The following is an 18,193-nucleotide window of genomic DNA, read 5'->3' as shown; positions in this document are numbered from 1 at the left end:
CCAAGGCGGAGAAGGGAACGGCGGCGCGCAGGGTAGGGGGGTGACCCGCCAGCGTCAACCGGAGCAGACGTAAAGCGCAGAATTTTCAGGGCAAACCCGGGGTCGGCCAACGGCGAACTTCGTAAAAACCCGAAATAGTCCGCGCGACCTGACCCAGGTCAGACTGTCGTCAGTGGTGCATGACCACACTGGCGGACATGACGACCTATGCCGACTTCCACCGCCGCTCCCTCGTCGAACGCGATGCCTTCTGGGCCGAGCAGGCCCGGCGCATCGACTGGCAGACCCCGCCGCAGCAGATCTGCGACGCCAGCAATCCGCCCTTCGCGCGCTGGTTCGTCGGCGGCACCACCAACCTCTGCCACAACGCCGTGGACCGGCATGCCGCCAAGCGGCCCGATGACCGCGCGCTGATCTGGGTCTCCACCGAGGTGGGGCAGGAGAAGGTCTACAGCTTCGCCGAGCTGCAGGCCGAGGTGGAGGCCTTCGCGGCCATGCTGCAGGCCGAGGGCGTGGGCCAGGGCGACCGTGTGCTCATCTACATGCCCATGATCCCCGAGGCGGCCTTCGCCATGCTGGCCTGCGCCCGCATCGGCGCCGTGCACTCGGTGGTGTTCGGCGGCTTCGCCTCGGTCGCCCTGGCGAGCCGCATCGACGACGCCACGCCCAAGCTCGTCGTCAGCGCCGATGCCGGCAGCCGCGGCGGGAAGGTCGTCGCTTACAAACCCTTGCTCGACGAAGCCATTTCGCTCGCTGCCCACAAGCCCGCCAAGGTGCTGATGGTGGACCGCGGCCTCGCCGCCTTCACGCCCGTGGCCGGCCGCGACCTCGACTACGCCACGCTGCGCGCCACCTACCTGGGCAGCCGTGTGCCGGTGACCTGGCTGGAGTCCAACAGCGTCAGCTACACCCTCTACACCAGCGGCACCACCGGCAAGCCCAAGGGCGTACAGCGCGATGTCGGCGGCTATGCCGTGGCCCTGGCCACGAGCATGGACTACATCTTCGGCGGTAAGGCCGGCGAGACGTATTTCTCTACCAGCGACATCGGCTGGGTCGTCGGCCACAGCTACATCATCTACGGCCCGCTCATCGCCGGCATGGCCACGCTGATGTACGAAGGCCTGCCCGTCAACCCTGACGCGGCCATCTGGTGGAGCCTGGTCGAAAAATACCGGGTGACAGTGATGTTCAGCGCGCCGACCGCCGTGCGCGTGCTCAAGAAGCACGACCCCGCCCTGCTCAAGCGCCACGACCTCTCCAGCCTGCGTGCCCTGTTCCTGGCCGGAGAGCCGCTGGACGAGCCGACGGCGCGCTGGATCGCCGAAGGCCTGGCGGTGCCCATCGTCGACAACTACTGGCAGACCGAGACCGGCTGGCCGCTGCTGACGGTGGCCAACCACATCCCCGGCGTCGACCCGGTGCCCACGCGCTTCGGCTCGCCTGGCATGCCGATGTACGGCTACGGCGTGAAGCTGCTCGACGAGAACACCGGCGAGGAGCTGAGCTCGCCCGACCAGAAGGGCGTGCTCGTCATCGAGCACCCGCTGCCGCCGGGCTGCCTGCAGACGGTCTGGGGCGACGACGCCCGCTTCGTCAACACCTACTGGAGCAGCGTGCCGGGGCGGCAGGTGTATTCGACCTTCGACTGGGGCCTGCGCGACGCCGACGGCTACACCTTCATCCTCGGCCGCACCGACGACGTCATCAACGTGGCCGGCCACCGGCTGGGCACGCGCGAGATCGAGGAGTGCATCTCGGGCCATGCGGCCGTGGCCGAGGTGGCCGTCGTGGGCGTGGCCGACACCTTGAAGGGCCAGGTCGCGCTCGCCTTCGCCGTGCCGCGCGAGACGCCGGCCACGCCCGAGGCGGCCCTGGCCCTGGAGGGCCAGATCATGAAGCGCGTGGACGAGCAACTGGGCGCCGTGGCGCGGCCTTCGCGCGTGCTCTTCGTCAGCGTGCTGCCCAAGACGCGCTCCGGCAAGCTGCTGCGCCGCGCCCTGCAGGCGGTCGCCGAAGGCCGCGACCCCGGCGACTTGACGACGATGGACGACCCAGGCGCCCTCGCTCAGGTAAAAACCCTGCTGCACAAGTAGGGGTGTGAAGAACGGCTCCCGGGCCGGCGCCCGGGAGAATCGCGGCCTTCCCACAAGGAGACGCGATGAAACCCGTCCTCACCTCCCTGGCCGCGCTGGCGCTCGCCGCCGCGGCCCAGGCACAACCCCAACTGCCCGGTCCCAACTTCCCCGCCTTCCATACCGCCGGCGACATCAAGACCAGCTGCGACGCCGGCCTCAAGGGCGCCCGCCAGCGTGTTGCCCTGCTCGAGAAGCGCAAGGTCGATGGCGGCTGGCTGGCCGCCTACGACGACCTGACGGTCTATCTCGAGGACCACCAGGGTCCGACCGACTTCGTCCTCAACGTCCACCCCGACAAGGCGGTGCGCGACGCGGCCCAGGAGTGCTCGCTGCGCTGGGCCGACTTCGGCTCCAGCCTCGGCCAGAACGAGAAGCTCTACCGCGCGCTGCAGAAGGCGCCGAAGAAGGACGGCATCGACGCCGAGTTCGTGCGCCTGGCCTCGGGCCAGTTCGAGGACAGCGGCGTGGCCCTGCCCAAGCCCAAGCGCCAGCGCGCCAAGCAGATCCTGGACAAGCTCACCGAGCTCGACCAGCAGTTCAACAAGAACATCCGCGACGCCGGCACCAAGGTCGTCTTCACCGAGGCCGAGCTCAAGGGCGTGCCGGCCAGCGTCTGGGAGAAGGCCAAGCGCGACGACCAGGGGCGCATCGTCCTGGGCGTGGACTATCCGAGCTACGTGCCCGTGATGCGCAGCGCCGAGAGCGCCGAGGCGCGCGAGCGCATGTGGCGGGCCAAGACCAACGAGGGCGGCCAGGCCAACCTCGACCTGCTGGCCCAGATCGCCACGCTGCGCGCCGAGTACGCCAAGCTCTTCGGTTATGGCAACTACGTCGACTTCAACCTGCGCCGCCGCATGGCCAAGGACGGCGCCACGGCCACGCGCTTCCTCGACTCGGTGACGGGTGCCGTCAACGAGCGCGAGAAGGCCGAGCTGCAGGAGCTGCGCGCCAACAAGGCCCAGCACCTGGGCACGCCGCTGGAGCAGACGACGGTGCAGCGCTGGGACGCATCCTTCTACAGCGAGCGCGTCAAGCGCGAGAAGTTCAGCGTCGACCAGAACGCCTTCCGGCCCTACTTCCCGCCGCAGGCCAGCCTGCAGTTCGCCATGCACATCATCGAGAAGCTGATGGGCGTGAAGTACGAGCGCATCGCCAACCCGCTCTGGCATGACGAGGCGCAGACCTATGTCGTCAGCGACGCGGCGTCCGGCAAGGCCATCGGCCAGCTCTACGTCGACCTCTACCCCCGCGAGGGCAAGTACAACCACGCCGCCGTCTGGCCGCTGCGCGGCAGCGCCACGCGCATCGCCCGCACGCCGGCCGCGGCCCTGGTCGTCAACTTCGACCGCAACGGCCTGACGCTGGACGAGGTCGAGACCCTGCTGCACGAGCTGGGCCACGCGGTGCACGTCGACCTGTCCAACACCCGCTATGCGGCGACCGCGGGCACGAGCGTGATGCACGACTTCGTCGAGGCGCCCTCGCAGATGCTGGAGGACTGGGTCTACGACAAGAAGGTGCTCAAGCTCATGCAGGAGGTCTGCGCCGAGTGCAAGCCGGTGCCGGATGCCATGGTCGAGCAGGCGACGGCCGCCAAGCACTACGGCAAGGGCGGGCTTTTCGGCCGCCAGCACCTGTACGCGAGCTACGACCTGGCCCTGCACCAAAGCGCCAAGCCCGAGCCGCTGCCGCTGTGGGCCCGGATGGAAGGCGCCACGCCGCTGGGCTACGTGCCGGGCACGATGTTCCCTGCCGGCTTCGCCCACATCGCGGGCAGCTATGGCGCGGGCTACTACGGCTACCTGTGGAGCCTCGTCGTCGCCATGGACCTGCGCACCGCCTTCGCTGCCGACAAGCTCGATCCGGCGGTGGGCAAGCGCTACCGCGACGGCGTGCTGGCCCAGGGCGCGCAGAAGCCGGCGCCCGAGCTGGTCAAGGACTTCCTCGGCCGCGAGTCGAACTCGCAGGCCTTCTTCGACTACCTGAAGAAGTGAGCGGCAGGCCGGCCAGGCCGGCCTCGCCGACGGCGCTCAGCCGCAGCTGCTCGAACCGCAGCCGTGGCTGGCGACCGCCAGCGGCTCGCGGCATTCGCCGGTGGTGGGGTCGAAGCCGACCTGCTGCATGGTGAACACCAGGGCCGCGTCCATCATCTCGGCGTGCTGGGGAAACCAGCCCGCCAGCTCGGTGCGCAGGATCTTGAGCGGCTCGCGGTCCTTCAGCTCGGTCGCGTAGCGCAGCGCCTCGCGCATCACGTCCAGCACCATCTTGTGCTGGCCGGCATGGCAGTTCTGCGGGTCGAAGCCGCAGCGGGCCATCCAGTCCTCCTCCATCGCGAAGTGCTGCTCCGTGTGGGTCAGCAGCGCATGGAAGGCGGGCAGGGCATCCTCGCCGCGGTCCAGGGCGTCGCCGTAGGCGTTCAGCAGCTCGACGAACTCCTGGTGGGTGGTGTCCAGCCGGGGCTGGCTGAGGACGAGGTTGTCGGTCCAGGCGAGGGTAGTCATTCGGCGGATGCTAGTCAGGCGTGGCTTCGGCGGCTTTGAGGCAACTCAAGCGAGTCGCTCACGGTGGCGGGCCACCTGGGCCCGCACCTGGGCCGGCGCGGTGCCGCCGAGCACGTTGCGCGCGTTCAGCGAACCTTCCAGCGAAAGCACGTCGAACACGTCAGCCTCGACGCGGGCGTCGAAGGCCTTGAGCTGGTCCAGCGACAGCGCGGCCAGGTCCACGCCCTGCTGGGTCGCCGCCTTGACCGCATGGGCCACGACCTCGTGGGCGTCGCGGAAGGGCAGGCCCTTCTTGACGAGGTAGTCGGCCAGGTCGGTGGCCGTCGCATGGCCCTTCAGGGCCGCCGCGCGCATGGCCTCGGGCCGCACGCTCAGGCCGGCCAGCATGTCGGCAAAGATGCGCAGCGTGTCCTTGAGCGTGTCCACGGTGTCGAACAGGGGCTCCTTGTCCTCCTGGTTGTCCTTGTTGTAGGCCAGGGGCTGGCCCTTCATCAGCGTGACCAGGCCCACCAGGTGGCCGACGACGCGGCCCGTCTTGCCGCGCGCCAGCTCGGGCACGTCGGGGTTCTTCTTCTGCGGCATGATCGACGAGCCGGTGCAGAAGGCATCGGGCAGGGCGATGAAGCCGAAGTTCTGGCTCATCCACAGGATGAGCTCCTCCGACAGCCGCGACACGTGCAGCATCACCAGCGAGGCCGCGGCGCTGAACTCGATGGCGAAGTCGCGGTCGCTGACGGCGTCGAGGCTGTTCTGGCACACGCCCTCCATGCCCAGCGTGCGGGCGACACGCTCGCGGTCCAGCGGGTAGCTGGTGCCCGCCAGGGCGGCGGCCCCGAGCGGCAGGCGGTTCACGCGCTTGCGGGTATCGAGCATGCGCTCGGCGTCGCGGGCGAACATCTCCACGTAGGCCAGCAGGTGGTGGCCGAAGCTCACCGGCTGGGCCACCTGCAGGTGGGTGAAACCGGGCAGGATGACCTCGGCATGCCGCTCGGCCTGATCCACCAGCACGCGCTGCAACTGGGCCAGCAGGCCGGTGATCTCGTCGATCTCGCCGCGCAGCCACAGCCTCACGTCGGTGGCGACCTGGTCGTTGCGGCTGCGGCCGGTGTGCAGCCGCTTGCCGGCGATGCCCACTCGCTCCGTGAGGCGCGCCTCGATGTTGAGGTGCACGTCCTCCAGGTCCAGCTTCCAGTCGAACTGCCCGGCCTCGATCTCGGCGGCGATCTCGCCGAGGCCACGCTGGATGGCCTCCAGGTCTTCGCGACTCAGGATGCCCTGGGCGGCCAGCATCTCGGCATGGGCGAGGCTTCCGGTGATGTCGGCCCGCCACAGGCGCTTGTCGAAACCGACGCTGGCCGTGTAGCGCTTGACCAGCTCGCTCATCGGTTCGGAGAACAGGGCGGACCAGGCTTGGGATTTGTTGGCGAGTTGGTTGTCTGACATGGAGAACGTGCGGATTCAGCGCGCAAAATGCGCCGCAACCCGGGATTATCGAACGCCAGCCGAAACGCCACCCGCCACCGCCCCGCCATGCTCTTCTTCAAGCGTCGCGCCCAGCCCCGCCACAGCGTCTGGCACGAGTCCATGCAGTTGAGCCAGTGGCTGGGCTTCGGGGCCACCGAGCTGCCCGAGCTGCCCGAGCTGAACACCGCCCCGCTGCTGGACCCGACCCGCGCCTTCGACGTCTGCCACGTCGGCCTGGTGTTGCGCGCAGTCCTGGGCGTGCAGCTGCTGCTGGCGCTGGGGGCCGCCGTCGTGGCCAAGGATGCCTCGCAGTGGCTCGCGCTGACGGCCAACGGCACCGTCGTGACGATGTTCGCGGTGCTGTCCTGGCTGCTCACCGTCTGCGCCGCCAAGCGGCTGTGGCCCCGGCTGCCCGAACCCGCCCAGTGGGCGGTGCTGATGGCTCTCGGCGCGATCGGCGCGCTCTCGGGCTTCGCCCTGCTCAGCCTCACCAGCGAGGAGCCGCCCGGCCTCTGGCGCATCGGCAGCATCGCCGCCTGCGGCGCCAGCGGCGCGGCCCTGCTGCTGGCCTGGCTCAAGCTGCGCGAGCACACCCAGCGTCCGGCCGACGCCCTGGCCCAGCTCGTGGAGCTGCAGTCGCGCATCCGGCCGCATTTCCTCTTCAACACCCTCAACAGCGCCATCGCCCTGGTGCAGGTCGACCCGGCCCGCGCGGAAAGCGTGCTGGAGGACCTGGCCGAGCTCTTCCGCGTCGCCCTCGCCGATTCGAGCGCCTCCGTGACGCTCGGCGAGGAGATCGAGCTGGCGCGCCGTTACCTCGCCATCGAGCAGATCCGCTTCGGCAAGCGGCTGCGGGTCATCTGGCATCTCGACCCCGAGGCCGACGCCGCCCGCGTGCCGCCCCTGCTGCTGCAGCCGCTGGTGGAGAACGCCGTGCGCCACGGCGTCGAGCCCAACGACGAAGGTGGCGAGCTGGAGGTGACCACGCAGCGCCACGGCGCCGAGGTCGAGATCCGCATCGTCAACACCGTGGGCGCGCCGGCGCTCACCGTGGGCCACGGGCTGGCCCTGCGCAACGTGCGCCAGCGCCTGAAGCTCATGCACGACGTGGCGGCCCGCTTCGACATCGACGCCAGTCCCACCCGCTTCGCCCTGCGCCTACAGGTGCCGCTATGACTCCCTTGCGCATCCTTCTCGTCGACGACGAACCCCTGGCCCGGCTGCGCCTGCGCGGCCTGCTGGACGCCATCCAGGAGCCCCGCTGCGAGGTCGTGGCCGAGGCCGCCACCGGTTCGCAGGCGGCGGCCTGGCTGCGCGAGCACGGCTGCGACGTGGTGCTGCTGGACGTGCAGATGCCCGGTGCCGACGGCCTGCAATTCGCCGACAGCCTCGCCCAGCGCCAGCCGGGGCTGCCGGCGCCGCTGATCATCTTCGTCACGGCCCACGCCATGCATGCGCTGCGCGCCTTCGAGCTCGACGCCCTGGACTACCTCACCAAGCCCGTGCGCCGCGAGCGGCTGCAGGCGGCGCTGGCCCGGGCGGCCCAGCGCCTGGCCGAGCGCGCCGCCGCGCAGACCGGCCAGCCCGCCGCGGCTCCCGCCGCGCCCGACCCGGCCGAGTTCATCACGCTGACCGACCGCGGCCGGCTGCTGCGCGTGCCCGTGTCCGAGGTGCTGTACTTCAAGGCCGAACTCAAGTACCTGACGCTGCGCACGGCGAGCGAGACGCATGTGATGGACGGCGCCCTGTCGGACCTGGAGCAGCGCCTGGGCGACCGCTTTCTGCGCGTGCACCGCAACGCCCTGGTGGCACGCTGGGCGGTGCGCGAGCTGGAGCGGCATGCGCCGACGAGCTTCGGCGAACTCGATGGCGGCGATGGCTCGGCCGAGGCCGCCGACAGCTGGGCCGTGCGCATCGTCCATGTGGACGAGTGGCTGGCCGTGTCGCGCCGCCAGGTCGCGGCGGTGCGCGAGGCGCTGGCCGGCCAAGGGCGCTGAGGCGCCGGCCAGGCGCCATGGCGGGGCGAAGGGTGAAGAGGCTCGCGCCGGTGCTGGGCGCGGCGGCGGTGGCGCTTGCCGCGCTGCTCGGCTGGCGCTTTCACCAGGCGCCGGTCGAGCAGGCCCCGCCGTCTTCGGCAGCTGCACCGGCCGCGACGAAGGGCGCCGCGTCCGGCGCCTCAGCCGCCGCGCCGCCCAGGCCGATGCAGGCCGTCTCGCCCTTGCCGGCTCGGGCCTCCGCCGCCGCTCTGCCGGGGACGGTCGAGGTCTGCGGTTATGGCCGCGTCGCGCGGGAGGACCTGGACCGCCGCGAGGGCCAGCCGCCACCCGCCTGGGCTCGGGCCCTGGATGCGCGCTACGAGGCGGAGCGCCAGGCCCTGCTGCGGCGGCTGGACGGCGGCACGCCACGGCAGCGCGTCGCAGCGGCGGTGCTCCGGGAGGACGTGTCGGCCGCCGCGACTCAGGCCGCCTCCAGCGACGATGCCGTCGCCTATCTGATCGCCCTGCGGGCCTGCCGGCGCAACCTCGCCTACCTGGCCGGTTATGCCGCCCAGCAGGCCTGGCTGCGCACGCCTGCGGCCAGCGGCGTCGCGATGCCTCCCGAGATGCGCCCGCCGAGCCCCGTGCCGGACAGCTGCGCGGCTCTCAGCGTGGAGAGACTGCAGGCGCTGGCGCCGGGCGACGCCACGCCGGTGCTGATGCGGCTCAGCGACCACCTGGCGCGTGGCGAGGCGGCGGGCGTGGCACAGGACCTCTACCAATTGAGCCAGGGCGGCTACCGGCCGCTGAAGACGAGGGTGCTCAGCGCGACCGTGGGCGAGGTGGTCGGCGCCGACCCTTCGCCCAGCGAAGCCATGATGTTGATGGTGGCTGCCGGTCAGGACGCTGTCTCGATCGGCGACAGCGGGCTCTCCGGCTTGATGGCGCCCTGCAGCGTGGGAGCCGTGCAGGACGCCAACCGCCGCCAGCTTTGCGAGGCGGTGGTCAGGCAACTGCCATCGACGACGGCGGAAGTCATGGAAGCCCGCATCCTGCACAGGCTGGAGGAGGGCTTGGGGCTGCCCCACAGCCCGCAGGCGGTGTCGCGGGATGAGGCCAACCGGCTGCTGCAGCTCATGGCCGAACAGGGCATGGCCTGGGCCGCGGAGCTGAGTTGCGCCAACTTCAGCCGCAGCGGCCGGCAGGTGCTGGCTCTGGCGCGCGACGGCGAATTGGCCTATCTGCACAGCCTCGGTGCCTCGGCGCCGCGCTGAGCCCTGGGGGTGCGGCTCAGGCGGCAACGAGGCGCTGCAGCCGCTCCAGGGAGCCCAGGATCAGCGCATTGACGCGGGCCGCCTCGCCGATGGGGGCCATGTGGTCGGCGCCCTCCAGCATCTGCAGCGAGGCGCGTGGCAGGCGTTCTGCGAGGCGCGCGGCCACGGCGCGGGCGCTGGCCCGGGTGGCGGTACCGCAGAGCAGGCGCACGGGGATGTCCAGGCCGGCGAGCTGGGCTGGCGTCCAGCGTGCGGCGAAGAGGGCGTCGAAATGCCGCTTCACCGTCGGCATGGCATCGGCCATGCGCAGTTGCTGGTCGACCTGCAGCTCCGGCCAGATGTCGCGGCCCTGCCAGTAGGCGCAGAAGCCCCGCGCGGCGCCGAAGTCGTCGGCGCGCGCCAGGGCGAGGGTCAGTGCCCGCGCGACCTCGGCGATCTCCATGGAGGCGGCGTCGCCGGTCTCGGGGCCGGGCAGCAGGCCGAAGGCGACGGGCTCGTACAGCGTCAGCGAGAGCACGCGCGCCGGCTGCAGCAGGGCCAGCTGCAGGGCGACCGCGCCGCCGTAGCTGTGGCCAACGAGGTGGAAGGCCAGGCCGGCGTCCAAGGGCAGGCCGGCCAGCACACCCTGGGCCTCCACCTCGAGCCGGTTCGGCATCAGCTCCGGCCAGTCGGGGCGTTGGCCGTGGCCGTAGAGGTCGGGCGTGTGCCAGCGCCAGGCGGCACCGGTGGCGGCGAGCCGGCGCCATTGCCGGCCGCTGGAGGCGCTGGAATGCAGGCAGACGACGGGGGTGGCGTGGGGCATGGGGGGCTTTCGGTGTCGTGTGCCGGCATCCTCCGTCGCTGGCGTTTCAAGCCGGCTGCAGCGGCATGCGAGCTTGTTTCAATCGTTGCAGGCCGGCGCTGTAGGTGGACGCCTACCCAGGCGCTGTCCCGGAGCCGACACGCGCCGCGCCGCAGTTGCGCCTAGGCTAGGGCCTGTTCACGCTATGGCAACGGGTCGCGTTGCTACCAGAAAGGCCGTGAGCAAGGCGCAAAGCGGAGCCGGGTTGTGCACCCGGCGAGCATTTGCAACGCCGCACGCGGCCTTTCTGGTAGCAACCCTTCTGGAAGGCCCGCCGCCAGGGGCCACTCGGCGTTGCGCCACTTGCCCGCACGCCAGTGCGGGCGGCGTGCCGCGCCTTGATTGGCCCCTGGCGGCGGGCCTTCGCGACCCGTTGCCATAGCGTGAACAGGCCCTTGAACCCCATCTTCAGGAGCGGCCCATGAAGCAAGCCCTCAACCTCCCGGCCCTGGCCCTGGCCTGCGCGCTGGCCGGCACGTCGTTCGTCGCGTCGCCGGCGCAGGCTCAGGCGCAATATGACAGCCGCAGCGCGCCCGCCGTGCTGCGCGTCACCGGATTCGACGTCGAGCAGGTCGACCGGGTCGAGCCCGGGACCGAGCTGAACTTCACCGTCTGGGGCACGCCCGGTGCCGTCGTGCTGCTGCAGATCGACGGCGGGCGCCGCACCGTGCGGCTGGACGAAACCACGCCGGGCCGCTACCAGGGCAGCTACATCGTGAGCCGCTCCGACCGCATCGGCCCGGAGTCGCGCGTGCACGCCAACCTGCGCCGCGACAACCGCGTCGCCACTGCCTTGCTGGGCGAGCCGCTGCAGACCGGCTGGCCGGTGGTGGGCGAGGCCCTGCCGGCGCCGGAGATCCGGTCGGTGGCGGTGTCGCGCGAGCCCGGCCGCGGGCGGGCCGAAGCCTTGCGCTACACGGTGCGCGGTACGCCGGGCGGTCAGGCCTCGGTGCAGTTGCAGGGCAGCGAGGCACGTACCGTCGTGCTCGACGAAGTACGCCCCGGCGAGTACACCGGCACCTATGTGCTGCCCCAGGGAGGCTGGGTCGATGCCGAACAGCCGCTCGTGGCGCAGCTGCGGCTGGGCAACCGCAGCGCCCGCATCAGCCAGGCCAGCGCCTACGACGGCGTGGACTTCGCCGCGAGGCGCACCCGCCTGTGCCGCGACTGCGCCACCGTGCAGGCCATCAACCCGGTGGTGGTGGACGGCGAGGGCCGGGTGCTGGGCACGGTGGCCGGCGGGGTGCTGGGCGCCGTCGTCGGCAGCCAGTTCGGCAAGGGCGACGGCCGCACGGCTGCCGGGGTGGCCGGGGCCGTGGGCGGCGCGCTGCTGGGCCGCGAGATCCAGCGCCGCCAGAGCCAGCGCACGCAGTACGAGGTGCTGGTGCGCATGGCCGACGGCCAGCAGCGCACCGTGGTCTACGCCGACCCGCCGTCCTGGCGGGTGGGCGACACGGTGCGGGTCGTGGGCGACACCCTGGAACCGGTGCAGCGCTGAAGGCCCGCGTGGCCTCGCTCAGCCGGTGTTGCGCAGGCCGGCCGCGATGCCGTTGATGGACAGGTGGATGCCGCGCTGCACGCGCTCCATGGCCGGGTCGTCGGCCTGGGTGCGGCGGTAGCGGCGCATCAGCTCGACCTGCAGGTGGTTGAGCGGGTCGATGTAGGGGAAGCGGTGCTCGATGGAGCGCGCCAGCGACGGGTTGGCCGCCAGGCGCCGGTGGTCGCCGGTGATGAGGTTCAGGGCCTGCTGGGTGCGCTCGAACTCGGCCTTGATGGCCGAGAAGATGCGCTTGCCCAGCCGCTTGTCCTCGACCAGCTCGACGTAGCGTTCGGCCAGGGCCAGGTCGGTCTTGGCCAGCACCATGTCGAGGTTGGACAGCAGGGCGCGGAAGAAGGGCCAGCCCTTGCACATCCGCTTGAGCAGCGCCAGGTTCTTGGCCCGCTGGGCGGGCTCCTCGCCGAGGAAGGCCTCGACGCCCGAGCCGAAGCCGCACCAGCCCGGCAGGGCCACGCGGGCCTGGCCCCAGGAGAAGCCCCAGGGGATGGCGCGCAGGTCCTCGATGGCGCGCGTGGCCTTGCGCGAGGCCGGCCGCGAGCCGATGTTGAGCTCGGCGATCTCGCGGATGGGCGTGCTGGCGAAGAAGTAGTCGGCGAAGCCCGGCGTGTCGTAGACCAGGCCGCGGTAGGCGGCGAAGCTGGCGTCGGACAGGGCCTGGGCGGCGTCGAGGAAGCTGCGCGGCGCGCTCTGCGTCGGGTGCAGCAGGGTGGCCTCCAGCGTGGCGGCCACCAGGGTCTCGAGGTTGCGCCGGCCGATCTCGGGGTGGGCGTACTTGGAGGCGATGACCTCGCCCTGCTCGGTCAGGCGGATCTGGCCGTTCACGGTGCCCGGGGGCTGCGCCAGGATGGCCTGGTAGCTCGGGCCGCCGCCGCGGCCCACGGTGCCGCCGCGGCCGTGGAAGAGGCGCAGCGTCAGCGGGCCGGCGCGGCGCAGTTCGTCGAAGAGTTCCACGAGGGCGATCTCGGCGCGGTAGAGCTCCCACGAGGACGTGAACATGCCGCCGTCCTTGTTGCTGTCGGAGTAGCCGAGCATGATGTCCTGCTCGCCGCCGGACCGGTCCACCAGGCCGCGCACGCCGGGCAGGGCGTAGAACTCGCGCATGATGGTCGGCGCGATGCGCAGGTCGCCGATGGTCTCGAACAGCGGCACGACGATGAGGTCGCTGGTGGCGTAGCCGTCCAGCGTGCCGCGCAGCAGCCCGGTCTCCTTCAGCAGCAGGGCCACTTCCAGCAGGTCGGACACCGATTCGGTGTGGGAAATGATGTAGTGCCGCAGCGCCTCGCGGCCGAAGCGGGCCAGGGCCTCGCGGGCCGCCTCGAAGACGGCCAGCTCGCCGAGGGCCTTGTCGGTGTAGCGCGCGCCGATGACGCGCAGCGGGCGGGCGTCGTTCAGCAGCCGGATCAGCAGCTGGCGCTTGTGAGCCTCGTCGAGGGCGGCGTAGTCCTCCTCGATGCGGGCGGTGGCCAGCAGCTCGGCCAGCACCAGCTCGTGCTGGTCGCTGCTCTGGCGCAGGTCCAGCGTCGCGAGGTGGAAGCCGAAGACCTGCACCGCGCGGATCAGCGGCGCCAGGCGCGGCGCCACGAGGGCCTCGGCATGGTGGCTGCGCAGCGAGGCCTCGATGGTGCGCAGGTCGGCCAGCAGTTCCTCGGGGGTGCGGTAGGGGTCCTGCGGCGCGACGGCGTGGCGCAGGGCCTCGGTGCCGGTCAGCTCGTGCAGCGTGGCGGCCAGGCGCGCGTACATGCCCGTGAGTGCGCGGCGGTAGGGCTCGTCCAGCCGGTGGGCGTTCTGGTCGGGGCTGCGCTCGGCCAGTTGCTGCATTTCCGGCGAGACGCCGGTCAGGCGCAGCGAGATGGACAGCTCTGCCCCGAGTTCGTGCAGCTCGGTCAGGTAGTGGCGCAGGGCGACCTCGCCCTGGCGCTGCATCGCGCGCTTGAGCGTGGCCGCGCCGACATTGGGATTGCCGTCGCGGTCGCCGCCGATCCAGTGGCCCATGCGCAGGAAGCTGGGCAGGGCCTGGCCGGGGAGGTGCTCCTCCAGCTCGGCGTAGAGCTTGGGGATCTGGCGCAGGAAGGTGGCGGGGTAGTAGGACAGCGCGTTCTCGATCTCGTCGGCCACCGTGAGCTTGGAGTAGCGCAGCATGCGCGTCTGCCAGAGCTGGGTGATGCGGGCGCGCAGCAGGCTTTCGGCCTCGCGCAGCTCGCGTTCAGTGCCGGCGCGGTCGCGCGCCTCCAGCAGTGCCGCGACGGCGCGCTCGGCGTCGAGGATGCTCTTGCGCTGCACTTCGGTCGGGTGGGCCGTCAGCACGGGGGAGATGAAGCCGCGCCTGAGCACCTCGGCGATCTCGGCGGGGCGGATGCCGGCCTCGTGCAAGTGCTCCAGGCAGTAGGCGAGCGACCCGGGCTGCAGGCTGCCCGAGCGCTCGTGGATGTCGCGGCGGCGGATGTGGTGGCGGTCCTCGGCAATGTTGGCCAGGTGCGAGAAGTAGCTGAAGGCCCGGATGACGCTGACGGCCTGTTCGCCGGACAGGCTCTTGAGCAGCTTGTCGAAGCGCTTGCCGGCTTCCTTGTCGTGCTTGTGGCGGTAGGCCACGGACAGCTGGCGGATCCGCTCGACCAGCTCGTAGGCCTCCCGGCCCTCCTGCTCGCGGATGACGTCGCCGAGCAGGCGGCCGAGCAGCCGGATGTCCGCGAGCAGCGGTTCGTTCTTGTCGGCCTTGGGGTCGGCTGGCGCGCGGGCGGGAGCGGCTCGTGGAGGCATGGCGGGTCGTCCGGAAGGGATTTGCTAGAGGAGAGGTAACGAAATTACCTCAAGCGGACTCTAGCAGTTTCTTCCCCGCCGGCGCAGCCCTTCAGTTGGCGGGTGGCGCCACGGTGTAGCCGTCCGTCAGGGTGTTGAGGAAGGCGACGATGTCAGCCACGTCTTGCGCCGACAGGGCCGGCGCCTGGCCGGCGCGCCGGAAGGGAGCGCCCCGCTGGAGGTTGGCGCGGTAGGCGGCCGGCAGGTCGTCATAGGCCTGCACCTGGCCGCCGACGACGGGGTACCAGCGCGCCGGGTCGACGTCGCGCGTGGCGTAGAAGGCGACGACGTCTTCGAGCGCGGCGAAGCTGGCGTTGTGAAAGTACGGCGCGGTCAGGGCGACGTTGCGCAGTGACGGCGTGCGGAACAGGCCACAGAGGTCGGTGCGGCCGGCGAGGTCGCTGCGTTGTGGGCCGCACAGGCCGAGGTCGAAGAAGGCCGGGTCGGCGGTGGCCTGGCTGTGGTTGCGCGGTACGCCCAGGGCGTGATAGCTGAAGTTGGTGAAGTGGGCGCGGCTGAGGCCCGGTGCGGGCCGGCTGTCATGGCAGCTGGCGCAGTTGCCGCGCTGAGGGTCGTTGAAGGCGTCGAGGCCGCGCTGCTCCTGGGCGGTGAAGCTGGCGCGGCCGTCCTGCACGGCGTCGAACTTGCTGGTGAAGGGGTGGAACTTGGCGTCCTCGGCCTGGTAGCGGGCCAGGGCGGCGACGGCGGCGTCGACGAGCTGGTCGTCGGTGGCGGCCGCGGGGAGGCCCGCGGCGGCGCGCAGGTCGGCCACGTAGGGCAGGGCGCGCAGGCGGGCGGCGAGGGCCGGCACGTCGGCGTTGGCCATCTCGGCGGCATTGAAGAGCGGTCCGCGCGCCTGCTGGGTGCGGCTGTCGGCGCGGCCGTCCCAGAACAGGCCGCCGTGCGGACGGCCCTGGGCGTCGAAGGCGAAGGCACCGGCCAGATCGAGGTAGCGCGCGCTCGGCGAACTGCGCAGACCCTGGCGGCTGCCGTCAGCGCCGCCCAGCGGCAGGAAGCTGCCGGCCGCGTCGGCATGGCCTCGGGCCTCCACGTGGCAACTGGCGCAAGCGAGCTTGCCGCTGGCGGACAGCGCGGTCTCTTCGAACAGCCGGTCGCCGAGCTGGGCCAGCGTGAGGGCGGGCGTTGCCGGCACGCTGGCCGCGCTGCTGCTGCCTCCGGTGGATGTCGCCGCCGTGCCGCCCCCGCCGCCGCCGCAGGCCGCGAGCAGGGTGAGCAGCGCCAGGGCCAGGGCGTGGCTTGGCCGCCGGTGCCAAGGCGGCTGGATGGCGGCGTGGTGCAGTCGTTGCGTCATGGCGGTCTCCTCGCGTGGTGGGTGCCATGAGCATTGCGACCGAGCTTGGGCCGACGATGGAGGAAGTGTGGAGGCCGCCTCCACAGTTGCCGGGCAAGATGCGCGCATGCGTCTCGTGCACCAGCTCTCCCTGCTCCTCATCGCCACGGCGCTGGTGGCCGTCGCCGCGGTGGCGGGCCTCGTCGTGTGGAACCTGCGCGCCGGTTTCTCGGACTACCTGCAGGCTCAGGACGGCGAGCACCTGTCGCGGTTGATGGAAGCCGCCGAGCGCGACCTGGCCCAGCGCGGCGGTCCGCCGCAGGACTGGCGGCCGGCGCTGCGGAGTTGGCTGGAGGCCTCGCGCACCAACGGTGGCCGGCTGGCCGCGCCCGAGGGCCCGCCCGACGAACCGCCGCCGCTCGGCCGTGGCGATTTCGACGGCCGGCCGCCGCCGCCGGAGGCGCGCCGCGACCTGCCGCCGCCGCGGCGCGACCCGTCCAACTTCGGGCCGCGCATCGTCGTGCTCGCGCCCGATGGCGTCACGCCGCTGGCCGGCCGGCGCGAGACCCTGGACCGGCCGGGCCAGACGCGCGCCGTCAAGCTCGACGGCCAGACCGTGGCGGTGCTGCGTCTGGCCGAGCGCGCCGGGCCGGCGGAGGGTGTCGACGCCAGCTTCCTGCGCCGGCAGTACATCGGCCTGGCTGCGGTGGCCGGCGGTGTGCTGCTGGCGGCCCTGGCGCTGGCGCGCATCGTGGCGCTGCGCTGGGCGCGGCCGCTGGCCGAGGCGCAGTCGGCGGCGCGGCGCATCGCGGCCGGCGAATTCGGCGTGCGCCTACCGGCGCCGCGGGCCGGCGGCGCGAGCGAGATCGATGCCCTGCACGGCGACATCAACGCCATGGCCGACGCGCTGTCCCGGCTGGAGAGCAGCCGCCAGCGCTGGATCGCCGAGCTTTCGCATGAGCTGCGCACGCCGCTGGCGGTGCTGCGCGGCGAGGTCGAAGCCCTGGTGGACGGCATCCGCCCGCTGGACCGGGCGGCGATGGGGTCGCTGCAGGAGGAGGTGAGGCGGCTGTCCCGCCTGGTCGAGGACTTCCATCTGCTGGCGACCTCGGAGCTGCGGGCGCTGCCCTGCGAATTCGAGGCGGTCGCGCCGGCCGCGCTGCTGCAGGCCGCCGTCGACCGCATCGTGCCCCGCGCGCGCGCCCAGGGCCTGGTGGTCGAAGCCCAACTGCCGCCGGTGCTGCCGGCCGCGCAGTGGGATGCCGTGCGCGTCTCGCAACTGCTGGCCAACCTGCTGGAAAACAGCCTGCGCTACACCGAGGCGCCAGGGCTGGTGCAGATCAGGGCCCGTGCCCTCGGGGAGGCCATCGAGGTGAGGCTGGACGACACGCCGCCCAGCGTGCCTGAGGGCGACCTCGAACGTCTCTTCGACCCACTTTACCGGGCCGATCCGTCGCGCAGCCGCGCCTTCGGCGGCTCCGGCCTGGGCCTGGCGATCGCGAAGGCCATCGCCGCTGCCCACGGCGGGCGCATCCGTGCCGAGCCCTCGCCGCTCGGCGGCCTCGCCATCGTGCTGACCCTGCCGCTGAAGCCGCGATGAGCGCCGAACTCATCCTCGTCGTCGAGGACGAACCCAAGCTCGCGGCCCTGGTGCGCGACTACCTCCATGCCGCGGGCTTTCGCAGCGAATGGCTCGCCGACGGGCGCCTCGCGCTGGAGCGGCTCAGGACCGGCCCCATGCCGGCCGCCGTGCTGCTGGACGTGATGCTGCCCGGGCTCGATGGCCTGGAGGTCTGCCGCGCTGTGCGTGCCTTCAGCGACGTGCCCATCCTCATCAACAGCGCCCGCGTCGAGGAGCTGGACCGGCTGCTCGGCCTGGAGCTGGGCGCCGACGACTACGTCTGCAAACCCTTCAGCCCGCGGGAGCTGGTGGCGCGGGTGAAGGCGCTGCTGCGCCGAGCGCAGGGGCGGCTCGCCCCGGTGACCCTGGTGCCGGCGGCGGGCGGCTTCGCCGTGGACGAGGCGGGCCAGCGCATCCTGTGGCACGAGCAGGCCCTGTCGCTGACGCCGGTGGAGTTCCGGCTGCTGCGGCAGCTGCTGCAGCATCCCGGGCGGGTGTTCGAGCGGGCGCAGCTGCTGGACCTCATCCACGAGGACTTCCGCGACGTCTCGGACCGGGTCGTCGACAGTCACGTCAAGAACATCCGCCGCAAGCTCGCCGCACTCGACCCGCCGCAGGAATGCATCGCCTCGGTCTACGGGGTGGGCTACCGGCTCGACGCGGCCTGACACGGCAGGGGCCCGCGTATCGGCGTCGCCCGGCCGCAGCACCACTCGGCGGCCGACCCTTGCTT

Annotated in this window: 13 protein-coding genes; 8 read left to right on the top strand and 5 right to left on the bottom strand. The window is 71.9% G+C overall.

Translation table 11 applies throughout. The features are described from left to right. The first annotated feature begins 179 nt into the window (after positions 1-179). Together LXT12_RS06255 and LXT12_RS06250 are read left to right on the top strand one after the other, a co-directional pair. Complete coding sequence (locus tag LXT12_RS06255; protein WP_255763477.1) at positions 180-2,096, top strand: propionate--CoA ligase; 1,917 nt, start codon at positions 180-182, stop codon at positions 2,094-2,096. Positions 2,097-2,161: 65 nt separating this feature from the next. Next, entirely contained in the window at positions 2,162-4,132 is a 1,971-nt protein-coding gene (locus tag LXT12_RS06250) for a M3 family metallopeptidase (protein WP_233390508.1), read from the top strand. Positions 4,133-4,168: 36 nt separating this feature from the next. Here LXT12_RS06250 and LXT12_RS06245 read toward each other — a convergent pair whose 3' ends face one another. Further along, positions 4,169-4,639: a hemerythrin domain-containing protein gene (locus tag LXT12_RS06245; RefSeq protein ID WP_233390506.1), complete on the bottom strand. Its 471-nt coding sequence runs from the start codon at positions 4,637-4,639 to the stop codon at positions 4,169-4,171. Positions 4,640-4,684: 45 nt separating this feature from the next. Continuing rightward, positions 4,685-6,082 carry an argininosuccinate lyase gene (gene argH, locus LXT12_RS06240; RefSeq protein ID WP_233390504.1) on the bottom strand — a complete coding sequence of 466 codons (1,398 nt, stop codon included), beginning with the start codon at positions 6,080-6,082 and terminating at the stop codon, positions 4,685-4,687. Between the two features lie 87 nt (positions 6,083-6,169). Here argH and LXT12_RS06235 point away from each other — a divergent pair, with 87 nt between their 5' ends. From LXT12_RS06235 to LXT12_RS06225, 3 genes are read left to right on the top strand one after another with little or no spacing between them, the layout of a single operon-like run. Next, positions 6,170-7,279: a sensor histidine kinase gene (locus LXT12_RS06235; protein WP_233390502.1), complete on the top strand. Its 1,110-nt coding sequence runs from the start codon at positions 6,170-6,172 to the stop codon at positions 7,277-7,279. Further along, on the top strand, positions 7,276-8,100 hold the full coding sequence (locus tag LXT12_RS06230; RefSeq protein ID WP_233390500.1) for a LytR/AlgR family response regulator transcription factor: 825 nt from the start codon (positions 7,276-7,278) through the stop codon (positions 8,098-8,100). The genes LXT12_RS06235 and LXT12_RS06230 overlap by 4 nt, the downstream gene beginning before the upstream one ends. A 32-nt stretch (positions 8,101-8,132) precedes the next feature. Then, positions 8,133-9,353 carry a hypothetical protein gene (locus LXT12_RS06225; RefSeq protein ID WP_233390499.1) on the top strand — a complete coding sequence of 407 codons (1,221 nt, stop codon included), beginning with the start codon at positions 8,133-8,135 and terminating at the stop codon, positions 9,351-9,353. A 16-nt stretch (positions 9,354-9,369) separates the two neighbouring features. On the opposite strand, the gene LXT12_RS06220 is transcribed toward LXT12_RS06225, so the two are convergent. Then, positions 9,370-10,155, bottom strand: coding sequence for an alpha/beta fold hydrolase (locus LXT12_RS06220; protein ID WP_233390497.1), 786 nt, complete (start codon positions 10,153-10,155; stop codon positions 9,370-9,372). Between the two features lie 460 nt (positions 10,156-10,615). Between LXT12_RS06220 and LXT12_RS06215 the strand changes: the two genes are divergently transcribed. After that, positions 10,616-11,692, top strand: coding sequence for an outer membrane lipoprotein (locus tag LXT12_RS06215; RefSeq protein ID WP_233390495.1), 1,077 nt, complete (start codon positions 10,616-10,618; stop codon positions 11,690-11,692). 18 nt (positions 11,693-11,710) lie between these two features. Here the strand turns inward: LXT12_RS06215 and ppc are convergent, their stop codons facing one another. Both ppc and LXT12_RS06205 read right to left on the bottom strand, forming a co-directional pair. Then, positions 11,711-14,509 (bottom strand): phosphoenolpyruvate carboxylase, encoded by a 2,799-nt coding sequence (gene ppc / locus LXT12_RS06210; protein ID WP_233390494.1) that lies wholly within the window; start codon positions 14,507-14,509, stop codon positions 11,711-11,713. 91 nt (positions 14,510-14,600) lie between these two features. Next, complete coding sequence (locus LXT12_RS06205; RefSeq protein ID WP_233390492.1) at positions 14,601-15,860, bottom strand: cytochrome-c peroxidase; 1,260 nt, start codon at positions 15,858-15,860, stop codon at positions 14,601-14,603. Positions 15,861-15,966: 106 nt separating this feature from the next. On the opposite strand from LXT12_RS06205, the gene LXT12_RS06200 reads away from it, so the two are divergent. After that, entirely contained in the window at positions 15,967-17,439 is a 1,473-nt protein-coding gene (locus LXT12_RS06200) for an ATP-binding protein (protein ID WP_233390490.1), read from the top strand. Continuing rightward, the gene (locus tag LXT12_RS06195) at positions 17,436-18,128 is read left to right on the top strand and encodes a response regulator (RefSeq protein WP_233390489.1); all 693 of its coding nucleotides are present in this window, start codon (positions 17,436-17,438) and stop codon (positions 18,126-18,128) included. The genes LXT12_RS06200 and LXT12_RS06195 overlap by 4 nt, the downstream gene beginning before the upstream one ends. Positions 18,129-18,193: the final 65 nt, after the last annotated feature.

It is taken from the genome of Pelomonas caseinilytica (genome assembly GCF_021353235.1).
Classification (GTDB): Bacteria; Pseudomonadota; Gammaproteobacteria; order Burkholderiales; family Burkholderiaceae_C; genus Pelomonas; species Pelomonas caseinilytica.
Note: the sequence above shows the minus strand (reverse complement) of the source record. Positions and strands in the feature narration are given on the sequence as shown.